The following is a 24864-nucleotide window of genomic DNA, read 5'->3' as shown; positions in this document are numbered from 1 at the left end:
CCGCCCGAGCTGCGCTTCCTGACCAAGGTCGCCTCGCAGTGCAGAGCAGCCCCCTGGACACAGCAGGACCCCGGAACCGGCGCAGGGGTTCCGGGGCCCGGTCAGGGAGCGAGCCGGCCGTACGGCCCGCCCGCCGCAGGCGTCACACGCGCCGCAGCACCGCGACGACCTTGCCCAGGATGGTCGCGTCGTCGCCGGGGATCGGCTCGTAGGCCGCGTTGTGCGGGAGGAGCCAGACGTGGCCGTCCTCGCGCTTGAAGCGCTTGACGGTGGCCTCGCCGTCGAGCATCGCTGCCACGATGTCGCCGTTCTCGGCGACCGGCTGCCTGCGGACGGTGACCCAGTCGCCGTCGCAGATCGCGGCCTCGATCATGGAGTCGCCGACGACCTTGAGGACGAACAGTTCACCGTCGCCGACGAGCTGGCGGGGGAGAGGGAAGACGTCCTCGACGGACTCCTCCGCGAGGATGGGGCCACCAGCGGCGATGCGGCCGACCAGCGGGACGTACGACGCGGCGGGCTTGCCGGCGGTGTCCGTGGGCTGCACGGTCACGGCCTGGTCCGAGCCGCGGACCTCGTACGCGCGCGGGCGGTGCGGGTCGCGGCGCAGGAAGCCCTTGCGCTCCAGCGCCATCAGCTGGTGTGCGACCGAGGAGGTGCTGGAGAGGCCGACGGCCTGGCCGATCTCCCGCATCGACGGCGGGTAACCGCGCCGCTGCACGGAGTCCCGGATGACTTCGATCACGCGGCGCTGGCGGTCGGTCAGTCCGGAGCTGTCCGCCCGGATGCCTGGAGGTCGGCCCGGCAGGGAGCGCTTGTGTCCCTCGGGATTCGTGGCTTCGTTCATCACGTGTACCGGCTCGACTCGTCCCTGGGAGCGGTCCTGGGCGGTGATGGTGGCACTGTCTGCGGTGGTGGTCACGTCGGCCCCTCTCGATGGTCTCCCTGCTGCACAACGGTAGTTGCTTTCGAAAGGTTGCGCCAAACACACGTTCGAGTGAAAAAGTGCGATTCACCTGACGCGATCATGTTTCTGGGTGTATTGCTAACGCGCCACCTGGCGGCCAAAAGCGCCCATTGTTGTACTCTTCACCGCTGGGATTGCCGACCTCGTGGGTCGCCGCACCAGTCTGCCATCCGGAACCTGCTCGTCCGGGCTCCGGGTCCCTTCTGCGCCGGAGTCCCACGTCTCCTCCGTGCGGCGCCCACGGTATCTCCGTAAGCCCGACAGCGATACGCCTCTGCGTCCGCGTGTCTCCGCGGCCTCCGGGTGGGCCGTCCGCAGGCCGGGCCTCTGCTTTCCTTCCCTACGACACGCGAGTTGGCCTCGACGTATGAGCCAATCCCCACATCTAGTGGTTGGATGGCTACACCGGCCCAGAAGTTGTGGTCCCCCCGGTCTGAGATGGCTCCACGATCGCCTATGCTTAGGGCTGCTTCGCGGGGCTCATGTGGCTCGGTGAGGTTATTGAGTCTGCTGTGAGGAGGGTTGGAGATCATGCACTGCCCCTTCTGCAGGCACCCCGACAGCCGTGTGGTCGACAGCCGTACGACCGACGACGGCACGTCGATCCGCAGGCGCCGCCAGTGCCCCGACTGCTCCCGTCGTTTCACGACCGTGGAGACGTGCTCGCTCATGGTGGTCAAGCGGTCCGGGGTCACCGAGCCCTTCAGTCGTACCAAGGTCATCAACGGCGTGCGCAAGGCATGCCAGGGGCGGCCTGTCACCGAGGACGCACTCGCCCAGCTCGGCCAGCGGGTCGAGGAGGCGGTGCGGGCCACCGGAAGCGCCGAGCTGACCACCCACGACGTGGGGCTGGCCATACTCGGCCCGTTGCAGGAGCTCGACCTCGTCGCCTATCTGCGATTCGCCTCCGTCTACCGGGCGTTCGACTCGCTCGAGGACTTCGAGGCCGCCATCGCAGAGCTGAGGGAGGCGACGCGAGGCCCCGCCGCGGACGAGGAAGACGCGGGAGCGGGGAGCCAGGAAGACGATCGCGGGCCCGGCGGGACCACTCAGGTCCCCGTGCCCGCCCGCGCCGCCGACTGACCGGCGGGCCGGAGTCCGGAGGAGAGCCGGGTTCCGGCCGCCAGGCGGCGACCGAAGACCTGTTGCGGGTGGCAGCTGAGGGTGCCCGCAACACAAGACAGAACACCGTGCCACGGGAACAAACGGGGCACTTCAGGGCGTTTTTGCCCGTACAGGGAGGCGGCATGACAGAGACGGCGAGCGGTCCGGCACGAGGTTCCCGAGCCAAGGGCGCCAAGGCCACCAAGGGGCTGCGTATCGAGCGCATCCACACCACCCCCGGCGTACACCCGTACGACGAGGTCTCGTGGGAGCGCCGTGACGTCGTCATGACCAACTGGCGCGACGGCTCGGTCAATTTCGAGCAGCGTGGCGTCGAGTTCCCCGACTTCTGGTCGGTGAACGCGGTCAACATCGTCACCAGCAAGTACTTCCGCGGTGCCGTCGGCACCCCGCAGCGCGAGACCAGCCTCAAGCAGCTGATCGACCGCATCGTCAAGACGTACCGGAAGGCCGGCGAGGACCACAAGTACTTCGCCTCGCCCGCCGACGCCGAGATCTTCGAGCACGAGCTGGCCTACGCCCTCCTGCACCAGATCTTCAGCTTCAACAGCCCCGTCTGGTTCAACGTCGGCACCCCGCAGCCCCAGCAGGTCTCCGCCTGCTTCATCCTGTCCGTCGACGACTCCATGGAGTCGATCCTCGACTGGTACAAGGAAGAGGGCATGATCTTCAAGGGCGGCTCCGGCGCCGGTCTGAACCTCTCCCGCATCCGCTCCTCCAAGGAGCTGCTCTCCTCCGGCGGCAACGCCTCCGGTCCGGTCTCCTTCATGCGCGGCGCCGACGCCTCCGCCGGCACCATCAAGTCCGGTGGTGCCACCCGCCGCGCCGCCAAGATGGTCGTGCTCGACGTCGACCACCCCGACATCGAGGACTTCATCGAGACCAAGGTCAAGGAGGAGGAGAAGATCCGCGTCCTGCGCGACGCGGGCTTCGACATGGACCTGGGCGGCGACGACATCACCTCCGTCCAGTACCAGAACGCCAACAACTCGGTCCGCGTGAACGACGAGTTCATGAAGGCGGTCGAGGACGGCGGCCGGTTCGGCCTGCGTGCCCGTATGACCGGTGAGGTCATCGAGGAGGTCGACGCCAAGGCGCTGTTCCGCAAGATCGCCGAGGCCGCCTGGGCCTGCGCCGACCCGGGCATCCAGTACGACGACACCATCAACACCTGGCACACCTGCCCCGAGTCCGGCCGGATCACCGCGTCGAACCCGTGCAGCGAGTACATGCACCTGGACAACACGTCCTGCAACCTGGCCTCGCTGAACCTGATGAAGTTCCTGAAGGACGACGGCAAGGGCAACCAGTCCTTCGAGACCGAGCGCTTCCAGAAGGTCGTCGAGCTGGTCATCACCGCGATGGACATCTCGATCTGCTTCGCGGACTTCCCGACCCAGAAGATCGGCGAGAACACGCGCGCGTTCCGCCAGCTCGGCATCGGCTACGCCAACCTCGGCGCCCTGCTGATGGCCACCGGCCATGCCTACGACTCCGACGGCGGCCGCGCCCTCGCCGGCGCCATCACCTCCCTGATGACGGGTACGGCCTACCGCCGCTCCGCCGAGCTCGCCGCGGTCGTCGGCCCGTACGACGGCTACGCCCGCAACGCCGACGCCCACCGGCGCGTCATGGCGCAGCACGCCGACGCCAACGGCAAGGCCGTCCGCATGGACGACCTGGACACCCCGGTGTGGGCCGCCGCCACGGAGGCCTGGCAGGACGTCGTCCGCCTTGGTGAGAAGAACGGTTTCCGTAACTCCCAGGCGTCCGTCCTCGCGCCGACCGGCACCATCGGTCTCGCGATGTCCTGCGACACCACGGGTGTCGAGCCCGACCTGGCGCTGGTGAAGTTCAAGAAGCTGGTCGGCGGCGGCTCGATGCAGATCGTCAACGGCACCGTCCCGCAGGCCCTGCGCCGCCTGGGCTACCAGGAGGAGCAGATCGAGGCGATCGTCGCCCACATCGCCGAGCACGGCAACGTGATCGACGCCCCCGGCCTGAAGCACGAGCACTACGAGGTCTTCGACTGCGCCATGGGCGAGCGCGCCATCTCCCCGATGGGCCACGTCCGCATGATGGCCGCGATCCAGCCGTGGATCTCCGGCGCCATCTCCAAGACGGTCAACATGCCGGAGACGGCGACCGTCGAGGAGGTCGAGGAGATCTACTTCGAGGCCTGGAAGCTGGGCGTCAAGGCGCTCGCGATCTACCGCGACAACTGCAAGGTCGGCCAGCCCCTCTCCGCCAAGACCAAGGAGAAGGAGAAGGCCGAGGTCACCGAGAAGACCGAGGCGACCATCCGTGAGGCGGTCGAGAAGGTCATCGAGTACCGCCCGGTCCGCAAGCGCCTGCCCAAGGGCCGCCCGGGGATCACCACGTCCTTCACGGTCGGCGGCGCCGAGGGCTACATGACCGCCAACTCCTACCCAGACGACGGTCTCGGCGAGGTCTTCCTGAAGATGTCCAAGCAGGGCTCGACGCTCGCGGGCATGATGGACGCCTTCTCCATCGCCGTCTCCGTCGGCCTTCAGTACGGTGTGCCGCTGGAGACGTACGTCTCGAAGTTCACCAACATGCGCTTCGAGCCGGCCGGCATGACGGACGACCCGGACGTGCGGATGGCGCAGTCGATCGTCGACTACATCTTCCGCCGCCTGGCGCTGGACTTCCTGCCCTTCGAGACCCGCTCCGCGCTCGGCATCCACTCCGCCGAGGAGCGCCAGCGGCACCTGGAGACGGGTTCCTACGAGCCGTCCGAGGACGAGGTGGACGTCGAGGGCCTGGCCCAGTCGGCGCCGCGCGCCCAGGAGCTCAAGGCGGTCGCCACCCCGAAGGCCGAGTCGGAGGCGGCCAGGCCCGCCCCGAAGCAGGCCCACACCAGCGCCGAGCTGGTGGAGATGCAGCTGGGCATCCAGGCCGACGCCCCGCTGTGCTTCTCCTGCGGTACGAAGATGCAGCGGGCCGGTTCCTGCTACATCTGCGAGGGCTGCGGCTCCACCAGCGGCTGCAGCTGACGACGCGCGGTTCGTGACGTGAAGTAAGGGGCGCCGGCCATGGCCGGCGCCCCTTACCGCTGCCGGACTACGGCTGCTGGGCCCTGCCCATGACCCGCGTGAAGGTGGCGGGGTCCTCCTCGAAGCCGTGCACGCCCGGACGGAAGGTCCACTCCCCGGAGGCGTCACGGACGAATTCCGCGATCGTGGCCGCCGTCGCCCCGAGGACCGAGCCGAAGTCGTCCTGGGCGAGCACGGTGTAGCGGTCCACCCGGACGCGCATGGCCGGATTCAGCACGCTGACGAACGTCCTGTGGCCGTACTGCTGTTGGATGACGACACCGACCACCACGCGCGCGTACCGGCCGTCCAGCCGGTCCAGCTCCAGCGTCATGACCTCGTCCCAGCCGAAGCCCCTGCCGTCGGTGCTGTCCCGGTCGAGGAAGATCGTGCCGTCCGGTGAACGGCTGTCGAAGTGCACCAGATAGGCCGGAGTCCCGTACGGATCGCCGGACACGAACGTGGCGGCGATGAGGTCGAGATCGGTGGGCGGCCGGCCCGCCGGACTGGGGTCCCACTTGAGCCCGACCTCGACCTTGCGGATTCCCTTGCTGAAGCCGGTCAACAGGCTTCCCCTTCCCCCCAGTGGTTGCCTCACTCCCCAACTCCCGGTGCAGTCAGGGCTCTTTGTCCATCGTGCCACGCGCGCGGAGGCGCACGCGCGGGCGATCTCCGCCGGAGCGTGACCGACGCCACGCCCGGTGGCCTTACGATGGCGCGGTGCTGGTCAAGTGGATTCGCTGCACCGTGGTGGACCGCCGCGGCTTCGAGCGGGGGCAGCGGAAATGGGCGGGGCTTCTGGGGGAGCCGGGTTTCCGGGGGCAGGGCGGGGGCTGGAGCCGGCAGCGGCCGGGGGTGGCGCACATCTTCGCCTTCTGGGAGAGCCGTGCCTTCTACGACTCCTTCATGGCCCGCTCGCACGACCGCCTGGCGGCCGCCCAGTCCGGCACGTTCAAGGACGCGCAGGTCAAACTGTTCGAGTACCGCTTCGACGTGAAGACGGGCTTCGAGCCGCGGTTCACCGACACCGATCTGATCCGGGTGGCCCTGTGCCGGGTCCACGAGGAGCGTGTCGAGCACTTCACGCTCATGCAGGAGAAGGTCTGGAACCCGGCGATGGCCGGTTCGCCCGGCATGATCCGCGGCATGTTCGCCGAGGCGCCCGGGCAGGAGTTCCTGGTTCTGTCGATGTGGCGGTCGGCCGCCGAGCACGGCAAGTACCGCACCGAGCGTGTGGAACGGCTCGCCCTGCGCGCCCAGACCGAGGCCGACGTCGCTGCGCTCTCCGGTGACATCGTGGACCTGGAGCCTCCCTGGACGGTCTGAGACCACCTTACTGCGTTTGAATAACAAACTCACTGCTGGACCTGTGGCTCGGCGCGTCCGGGGAAGCCCCTGGAGGCGCGGGATTCGTGTGACCTACGCCGTATGGGGCCCGTACGAGTGCTCGACTTTCCCCCGCTCGATCTAGGGTTCTGGCATGGCACGACCACGGCGCATCGTCCTTGTCCGGCACGGCGAGTCAACGGGCAACGTCGACGACTCCGTGTACGAGCGCGAGCCCGACCACGCCCTCGCGCTGACCGAGCGCGGCCGGCAGCAGGCGGAGGAGACCGGCAAGCGGCTCCGGGAGCTCTTCGGCCGGGAACGCGTGAGCGTGTACGTCTCCCCCTACCGCCGGACGCACGAGACACTCCGCGCCTTCCATCTCGACCCCGGCCTCATACGGGTCCGGGAGGAGCCGAGGCTGCGCGAACAGGACTGGGGCAACTGGCAGGACCGCGATGACGTGCGCCTGCAGAAGGCCTACCGGGACGCGTACGGCCACTTCTTCTTCCGGTTCCCGCAGGGCGAGTCCGGCGCCGACGTGTACGACCGGGTCGGTGGCTTCCTGGAGAGCCTGTTCCGCAGCTTCGAGGCCCCCGACCACCCGCCGAACGTCCTCCTGGTGACGCACGGGCTGGCGATGCGACTGTTCTGCATGCGCTGGTTCCACTGGACGGTCGCGGAATTCGAGTCGCTGTCGAACCCCGGGAACGCCGAGGTGCGCATGCTCGTTCTCGGGGACGACGGCAAGTACACGCTCGACCGGCCTTTTGAACGCTGGCGTGAGCCGCTCCCTTACTGGGTGAACGGATAGAGTGGCAGAGCGATGACCGCTGACTCCTCTTCCTCTGGCTCCTCTTCCTCCGGGCGCCTGGAGCGCGCCCTGACGAGCCTGCGCGGACTGGCCGTGGGGGACGCCCTGGGCTCCCAGTTCTTCGTCCCGGCGAACTACCCCCTGCTCAAGCGACGCGAGCTGCCCGCGGGGCCCTGGCAGTGGACGGACGACACCGAGATGGCCTGCTCCGTGGTCGCCGTGCTGGCCGCCCACGGCCGCATCGACCAGGACGCACTGGCCCGCTCCTTCGCCGAGCACCACGACTTCGACCGGGGCTACGGCCCCGCCGTCAACCGGCTGCTGAGGCTCGTCCGGGAGGGCGAGGACTGGCGTGAACTGGCCGCCGCGCTGTTCAACGGACGGGGGTCCTGGGGCAACGGAGCAGCGATGCGCATCGCGCCCCTGGGCGCCTGGTACGCCGGCGACCCGGAGCAGGCCACCCACCAGGCGGAGATCTCGGCCTACCCCACCCACCAGCACCGTGAGGCCGTCGTCGGCGCCATGGCCGTGGCCGCCGCAGCGGCGCTGGCCGGCTCGCCGGACGGCCCGCCCAGCCCCGAGGCGCTCCTCGACGGCGTCATCGCCCTGGTGCCGAAGAGCGCCGTCGGCCAGGGACTCCGGCGCGCCCGGGACATGCTCGACTACGGCGACGCGGGCACCGTCGCGGCGGTGCTGGGCTGCGGACGCCGTACGACCGCCCACGACACCGTTCCCTTCGCCCTCTGGTCGGCCGCGCGGAGCCTGGGTGACTTCGAGGCGGCCTTCTGGACGACGGCCGGGGTCGGCGGCGACGTGGACACGACCTGCTCGATCGTGGGCGGCGTGCTCGCCTCCGGCAAGGCGGGGACACCGCCGGCCGAGTGGGTGGAACGCTCCGAAGCGCTGCCGGACTGGGTGCCGACCGGGCTCTGACAGGTCCGACGGGTCCGACGACCATGGCCCGGAGCGGTCATCCGGTCGTGGCTCGTGGCTCGTGATCGGTGCTGGTGCGCTCCGGTCGCCGGATCCTCGGGGCCACACCGGCGGTGCGGTCAGAGAGCGGCCGCTGCGCTGTGCAGGTTCTTCGCGGCCAGGGCGAGCCCTTTGGTCTCAGCCGCGTCGGGGTCGATCTCGGCGAGGGCGCGCAGGAACTCCGTCCAGAACGGGACGTCGTTGCCGAGGCCGAGGGCGACGAACTTCCAGGCGGGGTTCGCCGGCCAGGGTGTCATGTTGCGCGGAGTGCCCGGACCGAGTGCCCGGACCCGTGAGCGTGTCCTGAAGGCAGCAGCCGACCTCGGCTACCAGATAGACCGTACCGCCATGCGCCGCCACGGCCGGGACGGCCACGTCCGCGTCCTCGCCGGGGGCAACACCGAGGCGGCCGGCTACGACGACGACGCGCTCTCCCGGCTCAGCTGCTTCAGCCTGACCACCGTCAGCCGGGGTGCCCGGGAGCAGGCCCAGCACGCGGTGACCGCCGATCGAGCTGTCGCCGACGGTTCTGAGGTGGTCGTCGGGGACGTCAACCGTGCGGCGGAGGAGGTCGGTTACCAAGTGCCGGGTCGCCGCCACCACGTCTGCGGGATTCACGGATTCGGGTCTCCGCAGGCCCACCGTGCCGTACGCTCGACACACGACCTGTGCGTGGGAAACGGTGGAGGGCCTCGTGGACCAGATTGCGCCCGAACTGCTCATGGCTCTGGCCAGCGGCACCGCGGGTGCGGCGGGGGAGCAGATCTGGACGTCTCTGCGGGATCTGGTCAGACGACGGCATTCGGGAGCGGAGCCGAGCGGCGACCAGCGCGAGTTGACCGCCCTCGCCGAGGCGCCGGACAGTGCGGAGCGTGCCGCCGAGCTGGCCGAGGCACTGGCTCGCCGCGCCCGGCAGGACCCCGCATTCGGCCAGGCTCTCACGGCCTGGAGGCAGGAGGCCGAAGCCCTGGAGGGTACGCGGACCGGCTCGGGCGATGTGCACAACACGATCTCCGGGGGCACCCAGAGCACCGTCGTCCAGGCGCGGGACGTTCACGGGTCCATCAACCTCGGTGGCTGACGAGGTTGGATGGTTACAGGCTCCGCTGACGTGTCGTGCCCTGGTGGTCTACTGTGAGCGACGTGTCCGAACGAGTCGAACCCTGCGCACTCGCACGTGAGTTCACGGCGGCGCTCGCTCGTCAGCAACAGCTCGCCGAGCGTCGCGAGGAAGTCGTCACCAGGCTGCACGACGAGGTCGAGCGGCTGCGCCGGGGCGAGATGGAAACGGCGCTCGATCTCGTGCGCCACTCCCTGATCCGGCTCCACGACCAGATCCTGCGCCAGGCGGAACACGTCACCGAGCCGCTCGGCGTCGAGGAGCTGCGTGCCCTGCTGACCGCGCTGGCCGACGAGGCGGCGGACACCGTGTCCAGGACCGGCGTGGAGCGGTACGTCCCCCGGCCCGGCGAGGCGTTCGACATGGCGTTGCAGCGTCCGGTGGGCCGCGTCGCCGCCGAAGGTCCCGAGGCGGACCGGACGGTGGCGCGCGTCGTGGCGGCCGGATTCGTCCAGGGGGAACGGGTCGTGCGCAAGGCCGACGTCGTGGTGTCCCGGTTCGAACCGGATGCCTCGTGAACGTATCCCTCTCCAGCAGGATCACCGGGCACGACTTACCAGGACACAGGACAACCGACGAACAGCGGACGGGACGGGTGCAAGCGCGGCCGTCCCCGTGGTGGGAGACCGTATGGCCGTGTACGGCATCGACCTGGGAACCACCTACTCGTGCGTCGCACGGATCGACGACGTCGGCAGACCGGCCGTGCTGCGCAATCTCGAAGGGGCGGACACCACGCCGTCCGTCGTCTACTTCGAGAGCGCCGACAGCGTCGTCGTGGGACAGAGCGCGAAGGACGCCACCGTCCTCGACCCCGACCACGTGGTACAGCTCATCAAGCGGGACATGGGCGATGTGGTGCCGCGCGAGTTCCACGGCCGCACCTACACACCCGAGGAGATCTCCGCCCGCATCCTGCGCAAACTCGTGGAGGACGCGAAGGCCACCGGCGGTGAAGAGCCGCGCGACGTGGTGATCAGCGTGCCCGCCTACTTCGGGCTCGCCGAGCGGGACGCCACCCGCAAGGCGGGCGAGATCGCCGGCCTGCGCGTCCTGGACGTGGTCGCCGAGCCCGTCGCGGCCGCGCTCGACTACGGAGCCCTGGACGGAGACGAGGAGCGCGGGGACCGGGCCGTCCTCGTGTACGACCTGGGCGGCGGCACCTTCGACACCACCGTGCTCACCCTGCGCGGGCGCGAGCTGACCGTGCTGTGCACGGACGGTGCGAAGGAGCTGGGCGGCAGCGACTTCGACGACCGCATCGTCGTGCACCTGGTGGAGCGGTTCCGCGAGCGCTTCCCGGACGTCGACGACCCGCTGTCCGACCCGCAGTCCGAGACCCAGCTGCGCAAGGACGCAGAGGAGGCGAAGAAGGCGCTGTCCTTCCGGGAGCGCTACACCGTCCGCGTCATGCACCAGGGCCGGGTCGAAGCGGTGGAGCTGACCCGGCAGAAGCTCCAGGAACTCACCGGCGACCTGCTCGACCGCACCATCGACATCACGCGCCGCACGGTCGAACTGGCCGCCGAGCGCGGAGTGTCGCACTTCGACGAGGTGCTGCTGGTCGGCGGCGCCACCAAGATGCCCGCGGTGGCCGAGGCCCTGCGCACCCAGTTCGGCTTCGAACCCAGGCTGCACAACCCGGACCTCGCGGTGGCCCGCGGCGCCGCGATCTACGCGCTGGACCGGGCCGCGTACATCGTCTCCAGCGGCGAACTCCCCGCGGACCAGGCGCCGCAGCTGCCGGACACGGGGCTCACGCACCGCCCGTACCAGATCTCCACCGTGGCCTCGCGCGGCTACGGCATCCAGCTCCTGGAGCGGGGCACGGACCGGCACTTCGTCTTCCACCTGGTGCACGCCAACGACGCCCTGCCCGTGTCGGTGACCGACGAGTTCTACACCACGCACGCGGGACAACGCAGCGTGCGCATCCGTGTGATGGAGCAGGCGGGCGTGGAGGAGTCCGAGGAACTGGCGCACAACACCTGTGTCGCCGAGGGCCACCTGGCCATTCCGCCGGGCAAACCCGAGAACTGGCCCATCCAGTGCGTCTACACGCTGGACTCCTCCGGACTCCTCGGCGTCACCGCCATCGAGAAGGAGAGCGGCGAGAGGCTCGAACTGACCGTGCAGATCGGAGGGATGACGCCGGACGCGGTCGCCACCGCACGGGACGCTCTGAGCCGCCAGCGTTTCAGCTGACGCGGGGGAAGGACGGGGGACCACGCCGTGGCGTTCGACGAGCAGCGCTACCGGCGCGAGGTGCTCGACGCCGGACTGCCGGTGACCGACGACCTGCGCATCCGCTACCAGTTGCCGCGGCGCCTGGACGGGCCCTCGGTCACCGAGACGGTCGCCGCGGTCCGCGCCTGCTGGCGCCGCAACCGCGCCCGCCTCAAGTACCGCCCGGTCATCGAGGAGCTCGAGGCCGGGCACCTCGTCCACCGGCCGCTGTTCGACGCCGCGGCCGACGGCGACCTGGGCCCGCTGCGGGCGGCCGTGGCCGAGCATGACCGGCAGGCCGAGTCCGGGCAGACTGCCCTGCGCGCGACCCTGCAGGAGGCCGCGGGCGGGCTCGGCCTGCTCGCCGAGGCCACCGTCGCGGAGGCCGCCGCGGCACACCGGGTGAGCGAGGCACAGGTACGGGACCTGCTGCCCGGACTCGGGCTGCGCATCGCCGAACCGGACATGCTGCCCCGGGACGTGCCGCACCCCGCCTGCGCCCGCTGCACCCGTCACCTGGAGGTGCTGCGCCTGCGCCACCTCGACGACTTCCTGACGGCCGCCACCCCGGGGGGCCGCACCCCGCAGCCCGTACGCCTCTTCGACGCGCCGCCCGTCGGAGCCGCGGCCGTGGACGAGGCGGCCCGCCGCTGGAGCCGGCTGCCGCACAGTGCCGCGCACACCGCCGCCCAGGCCGTGGCCGCCGCCGTGCGCCGGGTGCTGGCCGACCAGGGCGCCCAGGGCCTCGCCCAGCTGCGGTTGTACGAAGTGGCGGTCCCGCTGCGGGAGAGGCTCGCCGCACGTGCGACCCCGGCCACCCTCCTCGCCCATGCCACGGGGGAGTTGTCGATCGCCGAACCGGACGCGCGGCGGCTGGTGTTCGCGGTGCTTCACGAGGAGGCCGGGAATCCCGTGGTGGGACGGCTGCGGCGGCTGACGGCGGACGGGCGGCTCGCGGAGGCGGCGGCCGTCGCCGACCGCCTGCCCGCCGACGCGTTGCCCGAGGACGCCCGCGCCCTGGTCGCCCACGTCCGCGGGAAGCTCGCCGAGGCACGCGCCCTGGTCGACCGCGCCCGGGGGCTGCCGGCCCGCGACGCCGACCTGGCCTGGGAACTGCTGGAACAGGCGGAGGCCGTGGCCCGCGACGTGCCGGGCGCCGACGCCGTTCGCCGGGCCCTCACGGTCCGCCCGGTCTCCGGCCTGACGGCCACGCCCGACGGCACGGGCGTCGTTCTGGCGTGGCGGCCCAGCCCGTCCACGGCGGGCGAGCCCGAGTACGTGCTGCTGCGCAGCGAGCGCCGCCCGCCGCACGACGCGGCCGACGGAACCGGGCTGCCGCTGCCGTCGCCGCGGGCCACCTCGTTCACGGACCGCTCGGCCCCCGCCTGCGTCCCGCTGTACTACGCGGTCGTCGTGCGCCGGGCCGCCGAACCCGACAGCGTGCCCTCGCCGCTCGCGGTGTGCGGACCCGTCACGCACTGGCCCGACGTCGGCAGCGTGCAGCTGCGCCCCGAGGACCGCGTGATCACCGCCGCCTGGACCTGCCCGGTGCAGGCCCGGTCCGTCGAGGTCGTCCGCGCCGGGCCGGACGGCGAGGACGTACGGGTCGCGGCCCGCCGCGACGGCTTCCGGGACGACGGGCTCACCAACGGCACGACGTACCGCTACCGCATCCGCGTCGTCTACCACACCGACGACGGGCGGCCCGTGCGCACCGGCGGCGTCTCGCTCACCGCCACCCCCCTCGGGCCGCCCGAGCCGGTCACGGACCTGGAGATCCGCCGCGTGGACGGCGACCTCGTGGCCTCCTTCGACCCGCCGCCCGGCGGCGAGGTGCGGCTGTACGGCTTCGGCGGCGTACCCCCGTGGCCGCCCGGCAGCCGGCTGCGCACGGCGGAACTGCACGGGCGGCCGATCACGGCCCGGCACGCCCCCGCGGGGCTGCGGTTCCCGCCGCCGGACCGGCCCACGGTGGTACTGGCGGTCACCGTCGCCGGGGAACGCGCCGTCACCGGAGCGCACGCGGTCGCCGCCGTACGGCCGCTCGGCACCCTCACCCTCACCCGGCACGGCGGCACGGGCGTGGCCGTCGTCCTCGACTGGCCGCCCGACGCCGGCGACGAGGTCGAGGTCACCTGGCGGACCCCCGGCGAGCAGGACGAGCGGCGCCGCACCGTCGGCCGGGCCGCCTACCGGCACGAGGCGGGCGTACGGCTGCCCGTCGCGGACGGCGCCGGCGTGGAGGTCGAGGTCCGGCCGGTGGCCGTGCTCGGCGGGCTGCGCGCGTACGGCCCGCCGAGCACGGCGGTGCTGCCCCCGCGCACCGACGTCGGCTACCGGCTTCAGCGGCACGGCATGCCCGGACGGCGCGCGGTCACCGCCGTGTTCACCGCGTCCGCCCCCGTACGGGCCGAGCGCCTGCTGCTGGTGCGCTCGCACGGTCCCCTCTGGCCGCTGGAGCCCGCCGACGGGGACGTCCTCGCGGATCTCACCGAGGCGGAGCTCGGCCCGGAGCGGGACGTGCGGCTGTCGGCGCGGCTGCCCCGCGGCCCGGGCGGCTGGCTGCGCTGCTTCGCCGTCGGTGAGGGGCTCCTCCTGCGGGACCCGCCGCACCACACGCTCAAGGTCACCCAGAGGCAGGGGAGATGAGACCGACGCGCCGTCGCAGCTGGGTGTGCCCGCACTGCTTCCGGAACGTCACCAGGGCGCAGATCGCGTACGTCTGCGTGAGCGGCACCGCCGCCTGCGCCGAGGGCGGTGGCCTGAAGTCCGCCGACCCACAGGCCGGTTCGGCGGTGTGCCGCACCTGCGGCCGCACCGCCACCCGGCTGCGCTGCACGGCCTGCGGGGGCCGGCTGCCGGAGGGCTATCTGCGCACCCCCGGGAAGCTGGTGGCGCTCGCGGGCCCCGTCAGCTCGGGCAAGAGCACCTACATCGCCGTCCTCGTGCACGAGTTGCTGCACCGCCTCGGCGCCGAACTGGACGCGGCCCTGCTGCCCTGCGACGACGACACCATGGCCGACTACCACGAACGGTACGAGCGGCACCTGTACGAGGAGCAGCACACCGTCCCCAAGACCGCCGAGCACGACGGCGGCCGGCCCCTGGTGCACCGCCTCGGCCGCACCCGCAGGGGCCGCTTCGGGCGCGCCCGCGAGCACGTGCTGACCCTGGTGTTCCTCGACACCGCGGGCGAGCACTTCACCTCACGCGACCGCATGGAGACCCAGCTGCGCTACCTCACCGCGGCCGACGCCGTCGTCGTCCTCGTCGATCCGCGGGACCTTCCCGGCGCCCCCTTGAAGGACGGGGACGGGGTGCCGGGGAGGTCCGGCGAGGTGCTGGCGCGGGTACTCGGCCACCTGGGCGGCGGCGGGAAGGCGACCGTCCCGGTCGCCGTCGCCCTCACCAAGGCCGACCTGCTGTGGCCGCACCTGCCGGACAACTCCCCCCTGCACCGCACCCGCCGCCCCGGGCCCGTCTTCGACGCCGACGACCGTGCCGCCGTCCACGCCGAACTCCAGGCCCTGCTCAGCCGCTGGCAGGAACACCAACTCGACGCGCGGCTGCGCCGGTTCTGCACGGACTATCAGCTGTTCGCCCTCTCCACGCTCGGCACCGCGCCACAGCGCGGCGGCGGCCTTGGCCACGGTGGCGTCGTACGGCCGCACCGCGTGGAGGACCCCCTGATGTGGCTCCTGCACCGATTCGGCGCCCTCGACCGGGGCCGGGGGTGACCGGCATGGCAGGACAGGCGCACTACACCTCCGCCCCGCCGTCGGCCGCCGACCGCCACGGCGGCTTCCGCTTCGCCGCCGTCTCCCCGGCGGCCCGCCCCGCGCTCGGCGTCCTGCGCCCCCTGACGGGGTACACGCCCCCGCCGGGCGCCGTCCAGCCCGCCGCATGTCCGGTGGCGTTCGCCTACGACCGCCCCGACGACGACACGGCCGTACTGACCCGCACCCGTTTCACCGGCCGGGACTACACCGGGCGCCTGGGCAACCACTTCTGCCACGCCCTGTGCGCAGGCCCCGGCGAACTGGCGGGCCTGCGCCCCGTCGAGCTGTGGGACACCCCGCATTGGGCGCCGTCTCCCGCGCCCGACGACGGGCAAGCCCTGCCCGACCTGGCCGAACTCGTGCCCGGCAGCGCCGTCGGGCCGGACCGCGTCCGCAGGCTGCTCGACGCCACCGGTGACACGGGAATCCGTCTCCTGGAGAGGCTGCTCACCGTGACCCTGCGGGCGCTGGCCGGCGAGGGCACGGGCGCGACCCTGGTCTCCGCGGACCCGGAACGTGTCGTCGACTGGATCGCCGCGGTCTCGTACACCCTCCCGGCGGGCCTGACCGCCCGTCTGACGTTCACGACGTACACGGCGCGGCCGGAGGACGACCACCGTCATCTGACCGGGACACGGCCGGAGACGGGAGAGCGGGCGCCGGCCCCGGTGTTCGACCTCGACGGGCTGAGGGAGGACGCAGGCCCGGAGCCGTGCGCGACGGCGCGTTTCCTCGCGGGCGCGTGGGGCAGCGGGCGGCTGGACCTCGTGGACGCGGTGGCCGACCTGTGGGAGGCGGCCCCGGACGAGGGCGCCGGGACGGCGGCCGTACGGCGGCTGCGGGCCGCGTGCGCACTGCTCGCTCCGGACGGCACGGCCGGGCCGGCGGTCGCAGAGGACTCCGGGCTCGCTGGTTTCGTACAGGCGGTGGCGGAGCTGCGGCCGCAGGCGGCGGGTGTCCCACCCGAGCGCGTGCGGGACGCGGCCGAGCGGCACCTCGCCGCCCTGACGGCACCGCTCGGCGACGTACGGGCCGCGCTCGCGCCGCTGCCCGAGCCCTATCGGGGCGCCGTCCTGGCGGGGCTGCTCACCGCGCTCGAGGCCGCTGCCGAGTCGCGGGCCGAGGTACTGGACGCCCAGGCGTGCGCCTTTCTCGCCTCCCTTGCCGACGGAGCACCGGGCGGAGCACAGGACGTGCTCGCCGAAGCCCCCGGCACCGCGCTGCACGTCCTGCGCCGGGCGACCGAAGAGCCGCGCCGGGCCGGCCTGCGGATCCTGCGGCTGTACCGGCGGGGGCTGTGGCAGGAGACGGAGACCTACGAGGCCCTGCACGACCTGGTGCGCGCCGAGGAGCCGGAGCCCGAGCGGCAACAGGGGCCACGGCTGCCGTGGCGGCGCGGGTCCGCCCGGGAGAAGGAGTGAGCCGTGGCCAACCCCGTCGTGCTGTTCCTGATGGTCGTCCTGCTGGCCGCCCTCGTCGTCGGCCACGGTGTGCTGGTGACCCTGCCCCGCCTCGTGCTGTCCCAACTCCGCCTCGTCTGGCGGTCGTTCGGCGCGGCCGCAGGCGTCACGGCCGCCCCGTACGGCGAACCGGCCGTCCCCGCCTACTTCCGCGTCACGGCGCTGCGGGACCTGCGCGCAGCCTGGTGGGACGGTCTCGAGGAACACGAACGGCTGATGGGCGACGCCGAGCGGCTCATGGACCGCTGCGTGGCAGGGTTCGCCCGCCAGTCGCGGCACGGCGCGAGGTGGGGCCGGGGTTTCCTGACGGTCGTCATGGTCCCGGTCCTCGTGGTCACGATGATCGCCGTCGTCCTGACCGCGACCGCACTGACCCTCCTCCCGCTGCTGTTCGCGCTGCTGTTCTGGGCCCTGTGCTGCGCGCTGTGGACGCTGTGGTGGGTGATGTGGGCCGCGGTCGAGCGGACGGGACGCGCACTGCGCCGCGGGCCGGCACCGTGCCCGTACACCCGCTGTGGACGCACCGTGGTGCGACCCGACCGCCTGTGCCCCCGCTGCGGCGCCCGCCACGGTGCGCTGGTCCCGAACCGGTACGGCGCGCTGTACCACCGCTGCCGCTGCGGCACCCGCCTCCCCGCCGTCCTCGGCGTCCGCCGCCTGGACGCGTGCTGCCCGCACTGCGGGAACCCGCTGCCCGCCGGATACGAGCGGGCCCGGACCGTGGTGCTCGTCGGCGGGCCGCCCGCGCAGCGCAGCGGCGTCCACCGGCAGGGCCTGACCGAACTCGGCGCCCCGCCCGGAAGCGAACCGCCGCTGGTGCGTACGGGCCGGACGTGCCTGCTCTGGTACGACCCGCCCGGTGACGCGTACCGCAGTCAGGAGTCGGTCGCCCGGCTTGAGGTCCTTTCCCGGGCCGACGGACTGCTGCTGGTGGTGGACGACCCGGCCGCGCACAGTGCCGCCGTGCACGCCGTCACCCGCGTCCTGCACGTCGTGAGCGCCCTGCCCGCGCGCCGCCGCCCACGCCGTCTCGCGCTGCTGTACACCAGGGCCCGACAGGGCGACGACACCGCCGTACGCGCCGAACTGGACGCGGCCGACGGCGGCCATCTGCTGCGCGCCCTCGACGCCACCGGCATCCCGGTGCGGTGCGCCCCGGCTTCCGCTCTCGCCGGGCTCCCGCAGTGGCTGGCCGGGATGCGCGGTACGCCGGGCCGGGGCGAGAGCATCGCCCCACCGGCCGTGCGCCGCCCCGGAGGTGTCGCGGTCCGGCTGCCGCGCCACCGCGTGGCCCGCCACGGCATCCTGGTCGCCCACCTCGCCGGGTTCCTGGCCGTGCCGCTCATCCTGGTCCTGTTGCAGGCGGGCGTCCTGCCGCCGGGGGCGCTCCTCGGCCTGCCCGCCGCCTACGACAAGTGGCGGCATCCGCTGAGCGGTTCGGTCCACCAGGTCGACCTCATGGCCGCCGCCAACCGCAACTGGCCAGCTCTGAGCGTCAGTTACGCGGCCCCGGGGCACCCGCCCTCGGCGGCGCTGCCCGGGCACCCCGGATACTGGTCGGTCACCGGCTCTCCGCAGAAGGACAACTGGCTGCGCGTCGACTTCGGGATGCCGTTGCCGCTGAGCGAGATCTCGGTGGACTTCGACCCGGACACCATCGACGGGCCCTTCTCGCTGAGCGTCGACGTGGAGGGACAGGTCGGCGCCCGTACCGTCTGGGACTCCGACTCCGGTCGGCACAGCCGCACAGCGGGAGGCGGCAAGTACAGCATCGGCAAGACATACGGCTACGACATCCCCTACCGGCACACCGTCGACTCCATCCGCATCGGCCTCGGCTCGCTGCTGGACAAGAGCCAGGAGAACAAGCTGCGCCTGCGCGAGTTCAACATCCGCTGGACCAGCTCCGACGCCCTGCGCCTGCACCCGGCGGACGACGGCCGGCTCCGCATCGAGAACACCACCGCCCGCGACCTCGCCGTCGACGTACGACCGCCCCTGCTGCCCGCGGGCTGGCACGCCACGCTCGTGGGACGCCCGCCCCGCGTGCTGCGGGCCCAGGACACGTACGAGGCACGCTGGCGGATCACGGCGCCGAGCGGCGCTGCGGGCCATGCCCCGATCGCCTACGCCGTCGACGCCACCGAGGACGGGCACACGGTGACGTCCCGCTGCCTGGCCCTGCTCACGGCCAACGGAGGGTCCGAGCCGCTCTGCTGAGCCCCATCAGAGCCTCGGACTTCAGCGCGTCCAGCGCGACCCGGCGAAACCGGCCAGCGCGTTGCCCAGCCGGTCGTCGACCTGCGGGGTGAGGCCGAGCGGCAGCACGAGGTACCAGCCGCCGCCCATGCGGGAGCGGCGCGGCGGGCGCGGGGCGCCGGGCAGCAGCCGGACCTGGAGCGCGTAGAAGCCCATGTCCCGGCCCCGGAAGACCATCCGGCGCACGGTGATCTCCTCGACGTGCTGCCACAGGTAGGAGCGCCGCCTGCGTCCCGTCACAGAGGTGACGCCGTCCCGGGTCAGCTCCAGCTCGATCCGGCGACGCGGCATGAGGAAGCCGGTCACGGTGATCAGGACGCCGAGGAACGGCAGGATCAGCATCCCCACCCAGTAGGTGGCGTGCTGCCACTGGCCGGCCACGGTGAAGCGTACGAGAAAGACGGCCATGACGGGGCCCAGCACCGCCCAGTGGGCCAGCTGCAGCCTGCGGGAGCGGCCGCGGAGGTGGTAGTGGTCCGCGGTGTTCTCCACCGTGAAGTGCCGGGAGTCCGCGAGCGCGGGCAGGCGCGGCGGTTCGGGTGCGGCCGACGGGCCCCGCTCCCGGGCGCGCCGCCCCGCCAGGTGCTCCTGGAGCCTGCGGTTGCGGAACCGGTACGTGCCGCCCGACAACTGCAGCAGGCCGGCCGTCCGCGCGTCCCTGAGGAACGTCATGAGCGTCCAGGGCACCCGGCCGGTCGCCGCCAGCGAGCACTTGGCGAGGATCCAGCGGCTCCATGGACTGAGCAGGACGAACATCGCGGAGGCGCTGGCCCAGGCCCCGAACGCGGGCCACCAGCTGCCCGGACCGTGCGAGTCGAGCCAGAAGAGGGAACCGGAGCCGACACCGATGAGGGGGGCCACCAGCGTCAGCGTCGTGACGAGCGCGGTCTGTTCGCCGCGCAGGAGTTCGCCGGGGGTGGCCGCGTCCACGGTGTCGGCGGGTGCCGCGTACACGATCATCAGCAGGACCGGCAGCACGGCACCGATCGCGAGCACGACCAGGCCCGGGTCCGGCGCCGCGAAGACGTACAGCGCGAGGAGGAGGACGACGAGGGCGGGACCCCCTGTGAGCGCCGCGAGGCGGACCCGTGGGCCGACCCGCGCGTGCCGGTCGACGGACCGCAGGGCGTGGATGAACAGCAGCGGGTTGGCGCTGCGGCGGGGCTCGGCGAGCCGCTGGCCGAACCAGCCCGCGGTGACGGACCGTGCGAGCGCCGCCAGGGCGATCCCGAACATCACGTCGGTCGTCACGCTGAGGTCGCCCAGCCCGGTGGTCCGCGCGTAACCGGACATGGCCGCCCGGATGACGAGGGACAGCAGGATGCCGGCCGTCATCAGCGCGGGCACCGCGAGCAGCCGGGGCAACGGGGCCGCGTACAGCCGCCACCAGGCGAGCTCGGACTCCTCCCGGCGGCTGAGCAGCAGCGCCAGGTACGACAGCCAGGCATCGGCCCGTGCGGCGTCCCAGGCGCGGGGCGGGTGCAGCCGATGAGGGTCCGGCGGCCGTGCCGGGAACGCGGCGGGCACGATCCGGTCGAGCAGGTGCGCCTCGACGGCCGCCCGGGTGGGTAACCGCTCCCGGTCCGTCAACTCGCCTGGATCGGCCGGGGATTGCTCGTAGGAGCGGCGCACCAGCCACACCATCAGGGGACTGGTCAGGGCCCACGAGACCGGTGCGGAGGGCTGATTGCGCAGGGTGTCCAGCAGGCCGGCCCAGTCCTTGACGCGGCCCCGCGGCAGGGCCCTGCGGAGGTAGTCCGCCACCTCGTCCGGGCGCAGCGGCAGCGACTCGATGACGGTGGCGTGCCTGAGGCCCTTGCCCTTCTCGTCGAGGTCGGCGTACTCGGCCGTGCGGGAGACGAGTACGGCCTCCCCGTCTCCGCCGAGGCCGGTGTTGAGGACGTCGAGGACCTCGGCGCGGCGGTGCGCGGGGAGTTCGTCGAGACCGTCGAGGACGGGCAGCACCCGCCGGTCCAGGACCAGCCGGCGGGCCGGGTGGACGCCGTCCACCGGGGGCAGACCGGGGTGGTCCTGGTGCAGCCGGTCCACGAGCCACTCGGTCAGCGACTGCCGCCGGGTGTCCCAGGACTCCAGGGACAGCACGAGCGGGATCGGTACCTCGTGCTCGCCCTGGGTGAGCCGGCGGGCGAGCAGTTCGAGGGTGAGCAGGACGGACAGCACGGTCTTGCCGGACCCCGCGCTGCCGAGCACGACCAGCCGCCGCCGGGGGCTGAGTCTCAGGAACGTCCCGGCGATGGTGTCCGTCCCGGAGCCCGCCGGGATGTGCTCCCCGGCGGACCTCGCCTGTTGGCTGTGGGTCCAGCGCACGGGCAGTGGCTGGGGGTCGGTCAGGTCCCAGGCGTCGGCCTCGGCCCGCCAGCGGTACAGCAGGCTGCGCGCCAGTCTCCGCTCGGCCGCGGCCAGCGGGGCGTCGTCATCGGGAGCGTCCACCCGCACGGTGACATTGAGGTCGCCCTGGAGGATGCCGATCTGGACCAGGTACTCGGCGGTGCAGTCGACCGCGGTGTTGGTGATCTGCGGGCCGCGGCCCGACCCCGTCTGGCTCTCCATGTGCGTCCGCCCCCGTCGTCGCCCTTCCCACTGTACTCATCGTTGTCCCGCCGTCACTCATCGGTGTCCCACCGTCGCCGGACCCGGCTCAGGATTCCTTCGGCTTCCCGTGGAGGCGTACCGTGCTGAGGATCTTCATGATCGTCGAGTCCGGCAGTTCGTCCCTCACGCCCGTGGCGCCGAAGAGGCTCCAGGCGACGAGGTCGCCCGCGGAGTTCCTGAAGCCGAAGGTGATGGCCTTGCCTTCGCTCGCGCACTTGCCCTTCTGGGGCGTGTTCCTGGACCGGGCCCAGGCGATGCTGCCCCTGACGCCGGACCTCGTCGTGTACGGCTTCGCCGTCCGGTCGGAGACGATGCTCTTCCTGTCGGGCTGTGTGTAACCGCCGTACACCCACTGCGGTGCCTGGCTCAGGGCGGCATCGCCGGTGCTCCGGGCGCCCTTGGCACCCTTGGTGCCCGCCGCGGCCAGCGCTGTGCTGCTCACGCGCCCGTCATGGTCGTCGTCGGACAGGCACCAGTTCTCCCGGAGCTCCGCCGGTGCACTCATGATGATGACGACCTTGCCCCAGTTCTTGGGGTCGCTGTAGTCGACCTTGCTGTCTTCGAAGCCGAGCATCATGTCCGGTCGCTCGACGTGCCAGTCCGGCGGCACGTCGAAGGCCGTGCCCCACTTGGGGTTGACGACGACCTTCCAGCCCGGGACGGTCGGCCTCTCCCTCGCGCCGCCCCCCGGCTTGCCGGACGCCTTCGCCGTGGCCGTCGCGCTGTGCGGGGCACTCGCCGGCGCCTTCGTGTTCCCGCTGCCGCCGTCGGCGTTGTCGTCCTTGTGGCCTTCCAGGAGCAGTGAGCCGGTGACGCCGACGGCTGCGATCACGGTCGCGGCGGCAGCGACGGCAATGGCCTTCGCCCGGTTCCCGCCGTAGGGGCGCCTGCTGCGGGGGTTCTGCTCGCCCTCGGGCGGCTCTCCTAACCACATGCTCCATAACCATAGCCCCGGGCTATCCCGAGGGCGCCGTCCGGCAGCCGGTCCGTGACGACCGACCTGGCGCTGTCTCCCGTGCGCGCCCGCTGCGTTGGATGCCCCTCCCGGCGGGCCGCGCCCGGCTGTGGTTCCTGGAGCAGCTGAGAGGGCGTCACCACGGGTGGTTACCTCGCACTGGACGGCCGCTCCGGCTCGGGCAGCTTCCCCTCGTCGCCGAGGCGTGGTGCTGGAGCGCGCGATCCTGGAAGCCGCACTGGAGCGGCTCGGTGCCGGCGGGTGCGGCGGATCATGTACGCCGTCCCGAGAAGATGATGCACCGCCCCGGCCATGATGATGTACCGCTCAAGAATGTGCGCCGGCGAAGGGAGTGACCAGGACTCGAAGGGATGATCGACCGGCTGGTGCTCCCGCTGCTCCGGCCCCACGGAGGCTGATTCCGCACGCCGGTGCTCCGTGTGGCGGTGGGGCGACCGGGGTGTCGGCTGACGTCCCCGGCGGCGTACGCTAAGGGCGCCATGCCGTACGAACCACCTACTCACACCGTCGAGCGCTCCCTGCGCGCCACGACCGGAGCGAAGGTCATTGCCGGTCTCGACGAGGTGGGGCGCGGCGCCTGGGCCGGACCTGTCACCGTCTGTGCCGCGATCACCGGTCTGCGCCGCCCGCCCGAGGGGCTGACCGATTCCAAGCTGCTGACGATCAAGCGGCGCACGGAGCTGGCGGCGATCCTGCAGGCATGGGTGACCGCCTATGCGCTGGGGCATGCTTCCCCCGAGGAGATCGACGACCTGGGGATGACGGCCGCGCTGCGGCTCGCCGCGGGCCGCGCCCTGGACGCCCTGCCGGTCCGCCCCGACGCCGTGATCCTCGACGGGAAGCACGACTACCTCGGCGCGCCCTGGAAGGTGCGCACGGTGATCAAGGGCGATCAGTCGTGCGTGGCCGTCGCGGCGGCCTCGGTGATCGCCAAGGTTCAGCGCGACAAAATGATGGCCGAACTGGGTGTCGACCATGCACACTTCGGATTTGCGGACAACGCCGGGTATCCGTCGCCCGTGCACAAGGCCGCACTGGAGGAGTGGGGGCCCACCCCGCTCCACCGCTTGTCGTGGGCGTATCTTGATGCGTTGCCTCAGTGGCGGCATCTCAAGAAGGTCCGCAGCTGGGCGGATGGAAGCGTTCCGGAAATCGAGGGTCAGCTCGGCTTCGATTTCTGACGGTTCCGCTCGCACTGATGTGCCACCCGGTCACCCGCGCCGCACCAACGTTTGATAAATATCAGCTCATGCCTCTCATTCCCGAGGAGCCTCAGATTCACGAGAGTGCCCAGGGTCCCCGCGCCACTCCGGCCAGCGGCCGTACCGCGCCGACCCCCCGCCCCGTACCCGGCCCCCGCCCCGCGGCTCCGTCCCGCCCCGGTCGTCCCGGCCCTCCGCGGCCGGCGCCGCCGGTGCAGCGCACGCCGCGTGACGCGGCTCCGGCCAAGCCGGGCCCGTCCGGCCCGGCCGCTCCCGCCGCCTCGGCGGCCACCCCGCAGATCCAGCTGATCCCGGCCTCGGCCGAGGGCGCGCTCGACGCCGCCGAGGAGGCGGTGGACCTGCTGCTGGACTCGGGCCGTGCCCCCGGCGACGTGCTCGTGATCACCACCGGGTCCCAGCACCCGTGGGCGGAGCACGAGCTGTCCTTCGGCGAAGTCTCCTACTGGGCGCAGCACGACGCCGGTGACGACGTCTTCTATGCAGACGCCGCCGTCGCCTCTCGCGCCGCGTCCCGCCCCGTGGTCGTCGTGGCCGTCAACGGAGGTCCCGCTTCCGCTGCTGCCTCGGCCCTTGCGCTGGCCCACGCCCGGGCCGGTGCCCTGCTGATCGTCTGCGGCGACCCGCAGCAGATCAACTCGGTGCTGGGCGCAGGCGTCTGAGCCTCCTCCGGCGCCTCGGGGCACCGGGGTGGCAGAGGAACCGCCCGGGCGGAATCCGCATGGTGCGGCCTTCCGCGTGCCCGCACGACCGGCGGCCCCTCCGGCGCCCATAGAGCGGCACCGCTCGTGGGCGGCTTCCCGGTAACGCCCCAGGACGGCATGTGCGGAGCAGCGGTTGCAGGGCGGAGGCCGGCCTTTGGCGCACGCGGTCCTGCCACCGGCCACGGGCACTTGGGTCCTCGTGTGGCCGTACGGCGGCGTGACGTGGTGCGGGCGCGGGCTTGCCGGC

Annotated in this window: 19 protein-coding genes and 1 pseudogene; 15 read left to right on the top strand and 5 right to left on the bottom strand. The window is 72.3% G+C overall.

All coding sequences use genetic code 11. The features are described 5' to 3' along the window. Nucleotides 1-142 precede the first annotated feature (142 nt). Complete coding sequence (lexA, locus tag ACWC2T_RS30985) at nucleotides 143-922, bottom strand: transcriptional repressor LexA (RefSeq protein WP_055710152.1); 780 nt, start codon at nucleotides 920-922, stop codon at nucleotides 143-145. A gap of 576 nt (nucleotides 923-1498) precedes the next feature. On the opposite strand from lexA, the gene nrdR reads away from it, so the two are divergent. Together nrdR and ACWC2T_RS30975 are read left to right on the top strand one after the other, a co-directional pair. Further along, complete coding sequence (gene nrdR / locus ACWC2T_RS30980) at nucleotides 1499-2050, top strand: transcriptional regulator NrdR (protein WP_450673651.1); 552 nt, start codon at nucleotides 1499-1501, stop codon at nucleotides 2048-2050. 164 nt (nucleotides 2051-2214) lie between these two features. Next, on the top strand, nucleotides 2215-5109 hold the full coding sequence (locus tag ACWC2T_RS30975; protein ID WP_450673650.1) for a vitamin B12-dependent ribonucleotide reductase: 2895 nt from the start codon (nucleotides 2215-2217) through the stop codon (nucleotides 5107-5109). Between the two features lie 67 nt (nucleotides 5110-5176). Here the strand turns inward: ACWC2T_RS30975 and ACWC2T_RS30970 are convergent, their stop codons facing one another. Continuing rightward, nucleotides 5177-5713: a TerD family protein gene (locus ACWC2T_RS30970; RefSeq protein WP_450673649.1), complete on the bottom strand. Its 537-nt coding sequence runs from the start codon at nucleotides 5711-5713 to the stop codon at nucleotides 5177-5179. A 155-nt stretch (nucleotides 5714-5868) separates the two neighbouring features. Between ACWC2T_RS30970 and ACWC2T_RS30965 the strand changes: the two genes are divergently transcribed. The 3 genes from ACWC2T_RS30965 (at nucleotide 5869) to ACWC2T_RS30955 (ending at nucleotide 8221) form a co-directional block, all read left to right on the top strand. Beyond that, nucleotides 5869-6474: a YdbC family protein gene (locus ACWC2T_RS30965; protein ID WP_450673648.1), complete on the top strand. Its 606-nt coding sequence runs from the start codon at nucleotides 5869-5871 to the stop codon at nucleotides 6472-6474. Between the two features lie 154 nt (nucleotides 6475-6628). Continuing rightward, complete coding sequence (locus ACWC2T_RS30960) at nucleotides 6629-7288, top strand: histidine phosphatase family protein (protein ID WP_450673647.1); 660 nt, start codon at nucleotides 6629-6631, stop codon at nucleotides 7286-7288. A 12-nt stretch (nucleotides 7289-7300) separates the two neighbouring features. Further along, a complete protein-coding gene (locus ACWC2T_RS30955; RefSeq protein WP_450673646.1) occupies nucleotides 7301-8221 on the top strand; it encodes an ADP-ribosylglycohydrolase family protein in 921 nt (306 codons plus the stop codon). A 119-nt stretch (nucleotides 8222-8340) separates the two neighbouring features. Here the strand turns inward: ACWC2T_RS30955 and ACWC2T_RS30950 are convergent, their stop codons facing one another. Further along, a complete protein-coding gene (locus tag ACWC2T_RS30950) occupies nucleotides 8341-8517 on the bottom strand; it encodes a hypothetical protein (protein WP_450673645.1) in 177 nt (58 codons plus the stop codon). A 437-nt stretch (nucleotides 8518-8954) separates the two neighbouring features. On the opposite strand from ACWC2T_RS30950, the gene ACWC2T_RS30945 reads away from it, so the two are divergent. The 7 genes from ACWC2T_RS30945 (at nucleotide 8955) to ACWC2T_RS30915 (ending at nucleotide 19065) form a co-directional block, all read left to right on the top strand. Beyond that, nucleotides 8955-9341, top strand: a complete 387-nt coding sequence (locus ACWC2T_RS30945) for a hypothetical protein (RefSeq protein ID WP_450673644.1) — start codon at nucleotides 8955-8957, stop codon at nucleotides 9339-9341. 62 nt (nucleotides 9342-9403) lie between these two features. Then, the gene (locus ACWC2T_RS30940) at nucleotides 9404-9898 is read left to right on the top strand and encodes a nucleotide exchange factor GrpE (RefSeq protein WP_450673643.1); all 495 of its coding nucleotides are present in this window, start codon (nucleotides 9404-9406) and stop codon (nucleotides 9896-9898) included. A gap of 112 nt (nucleotides 9899-10010) precedes the next feature. Further along, nucleotides 10011-11585 (top strand): Hsp70 family protein, encoded by a 1575-nt coding sequence (locus tag ACWC2T_RS30935; protein WP_450673642.1) that lies wholly within the window; start codon nucleotides 10011-10013, stop codon nucleotides 11583-11585. Nucleotides 11586-11612: 27 nt separating this feature from the next. Then, nucleotides 11613-14255, top strand: coding sequence for a hypothetical protein (locus tag ACWC2T_RS30930; RefSeq protein WP_450673641.1), 2643 nt, complete (start codon nucleotides 11613-11615; stop codon nucleotides 14253-14255). Then, nucleotides 14252-15343, top strand: coding sequence for a TRAFAC clade GTPase domain-containing protein (locus ACWC2T_RS30925; RefSeq protein WP_450673640.1), 1092 nt, complete (start codon nucleotides 14252-14254; stop codon nucleotides 15341-15343). The genes ACWC2T_RS30930 and ACWC2T_RS30925 overlap by 4 nt, the downstream gene beginning before the upstream one ends. Before the next feature lie 5 nt (nucleotides 15344-15348). Next, the gene (locus ACWC2T_RS30920) at nucleotides 15349-16806 is read left to right on the top strand and encodes a GAP1-N2 domain-containing protein (RefSeq protein WP_450673639.1); all 1458 of its coding nucleotides are present in this window, start codon (nucleotides 15349-15351) and stop codon (nucleotides 16804-16806) included. 3 nt (nucleotides 16807-16809) lie between these two features. Continuing rightward, nucleotides 16810-19065 (top strand): hypothetical protein, encoded by a 2256-nt coding sequence (locus tag ACWC2T_RS30915; protein WP_450673638.1) that lies wholly within the window; start codon nucleotides 16810-16812, stop codon nucleotides 19063-19065. 21 nt (nucleotides 19066-19086) lie between these two features. Here the strand turns inward: ACWC2T_RS30915 and ACWC2T_RS30910 are convergent, their stop codons facing one another. Beyond that, nucleotides 19087-21675 (bottom strand): NACHT domain-containing protein, encoded by a 2589-nt coding sequence (locus ACWC2T_RS30910; RefSeq protein WP_450673637.1) that lies wholly within the window; start codon nucleotides 21673-21675, stop codon nucleotides 19087-19089. Nucleotides 21676-21763: 88 nt separating this feature from the next. Continuing rightward, nucleotides 21764-22651 (bottom strand): hypothetical protein, encoded by an 888-nt coding sequence (locus tag ACWC2T_RS30905; protein ID WP_450673636.1) that lies wholly within the window; start codon nucleotides 22649-22651, stop codon nucleotides 21764-21766. A gap of 166 nt (nucleotides 22652-22817) precedes the next feature. Between ACWC2T_RS30905 and ACWC2T_RS30900 the strand changes: the two are divergent. The 3 genes and pseudogenes from ACWC2T_RS30900 to ACWC2T_RS30890 all read left to right on the top strand — a co-directional run. Then, nucleotides 22818-22943: pseudogene (locus tag ACWC2T_RS30900) on the top strand (TetR family transcriptional regulator); the annotation flags it as partial. A 229-nt stretch (nucleotides 22944-23172) separates the two neighbouring features. Continuing rightward, on the top strand, nucleotides 23173-23874 hold the full coding sequence (locus tag ACWC2T_RS30895; RefSeq protein ID WP_450673635.1) for a ribonuclease HII: 702 nt from the start codon (nucleotides 23173-23175) through the stop codon (nucleotides 23872-23874). 68 nt (nucleotides 23875-23942) lie between these two features. Then, nucleotides 23943-24575, top strand: coding sequence for a hypothetical protein (locus ACWC2T_RS30890; protein WP_450673634.1), 633 nt, complete (start codon nucleotides 23943-23945; stop codon nucleotides 24573-24575). Nucleotides 24576-24864 lie beyond the last annotated feature (289 nt).

It is taken from the genome of Streptomyces sp. NPDC001393 (assembly GCF_053597455.1).
The sequence above is the reverse complement of the archived record's forward strand: the minus strand, read 5'-3'. Positions and strand labels throughout refer to the sequence as shown.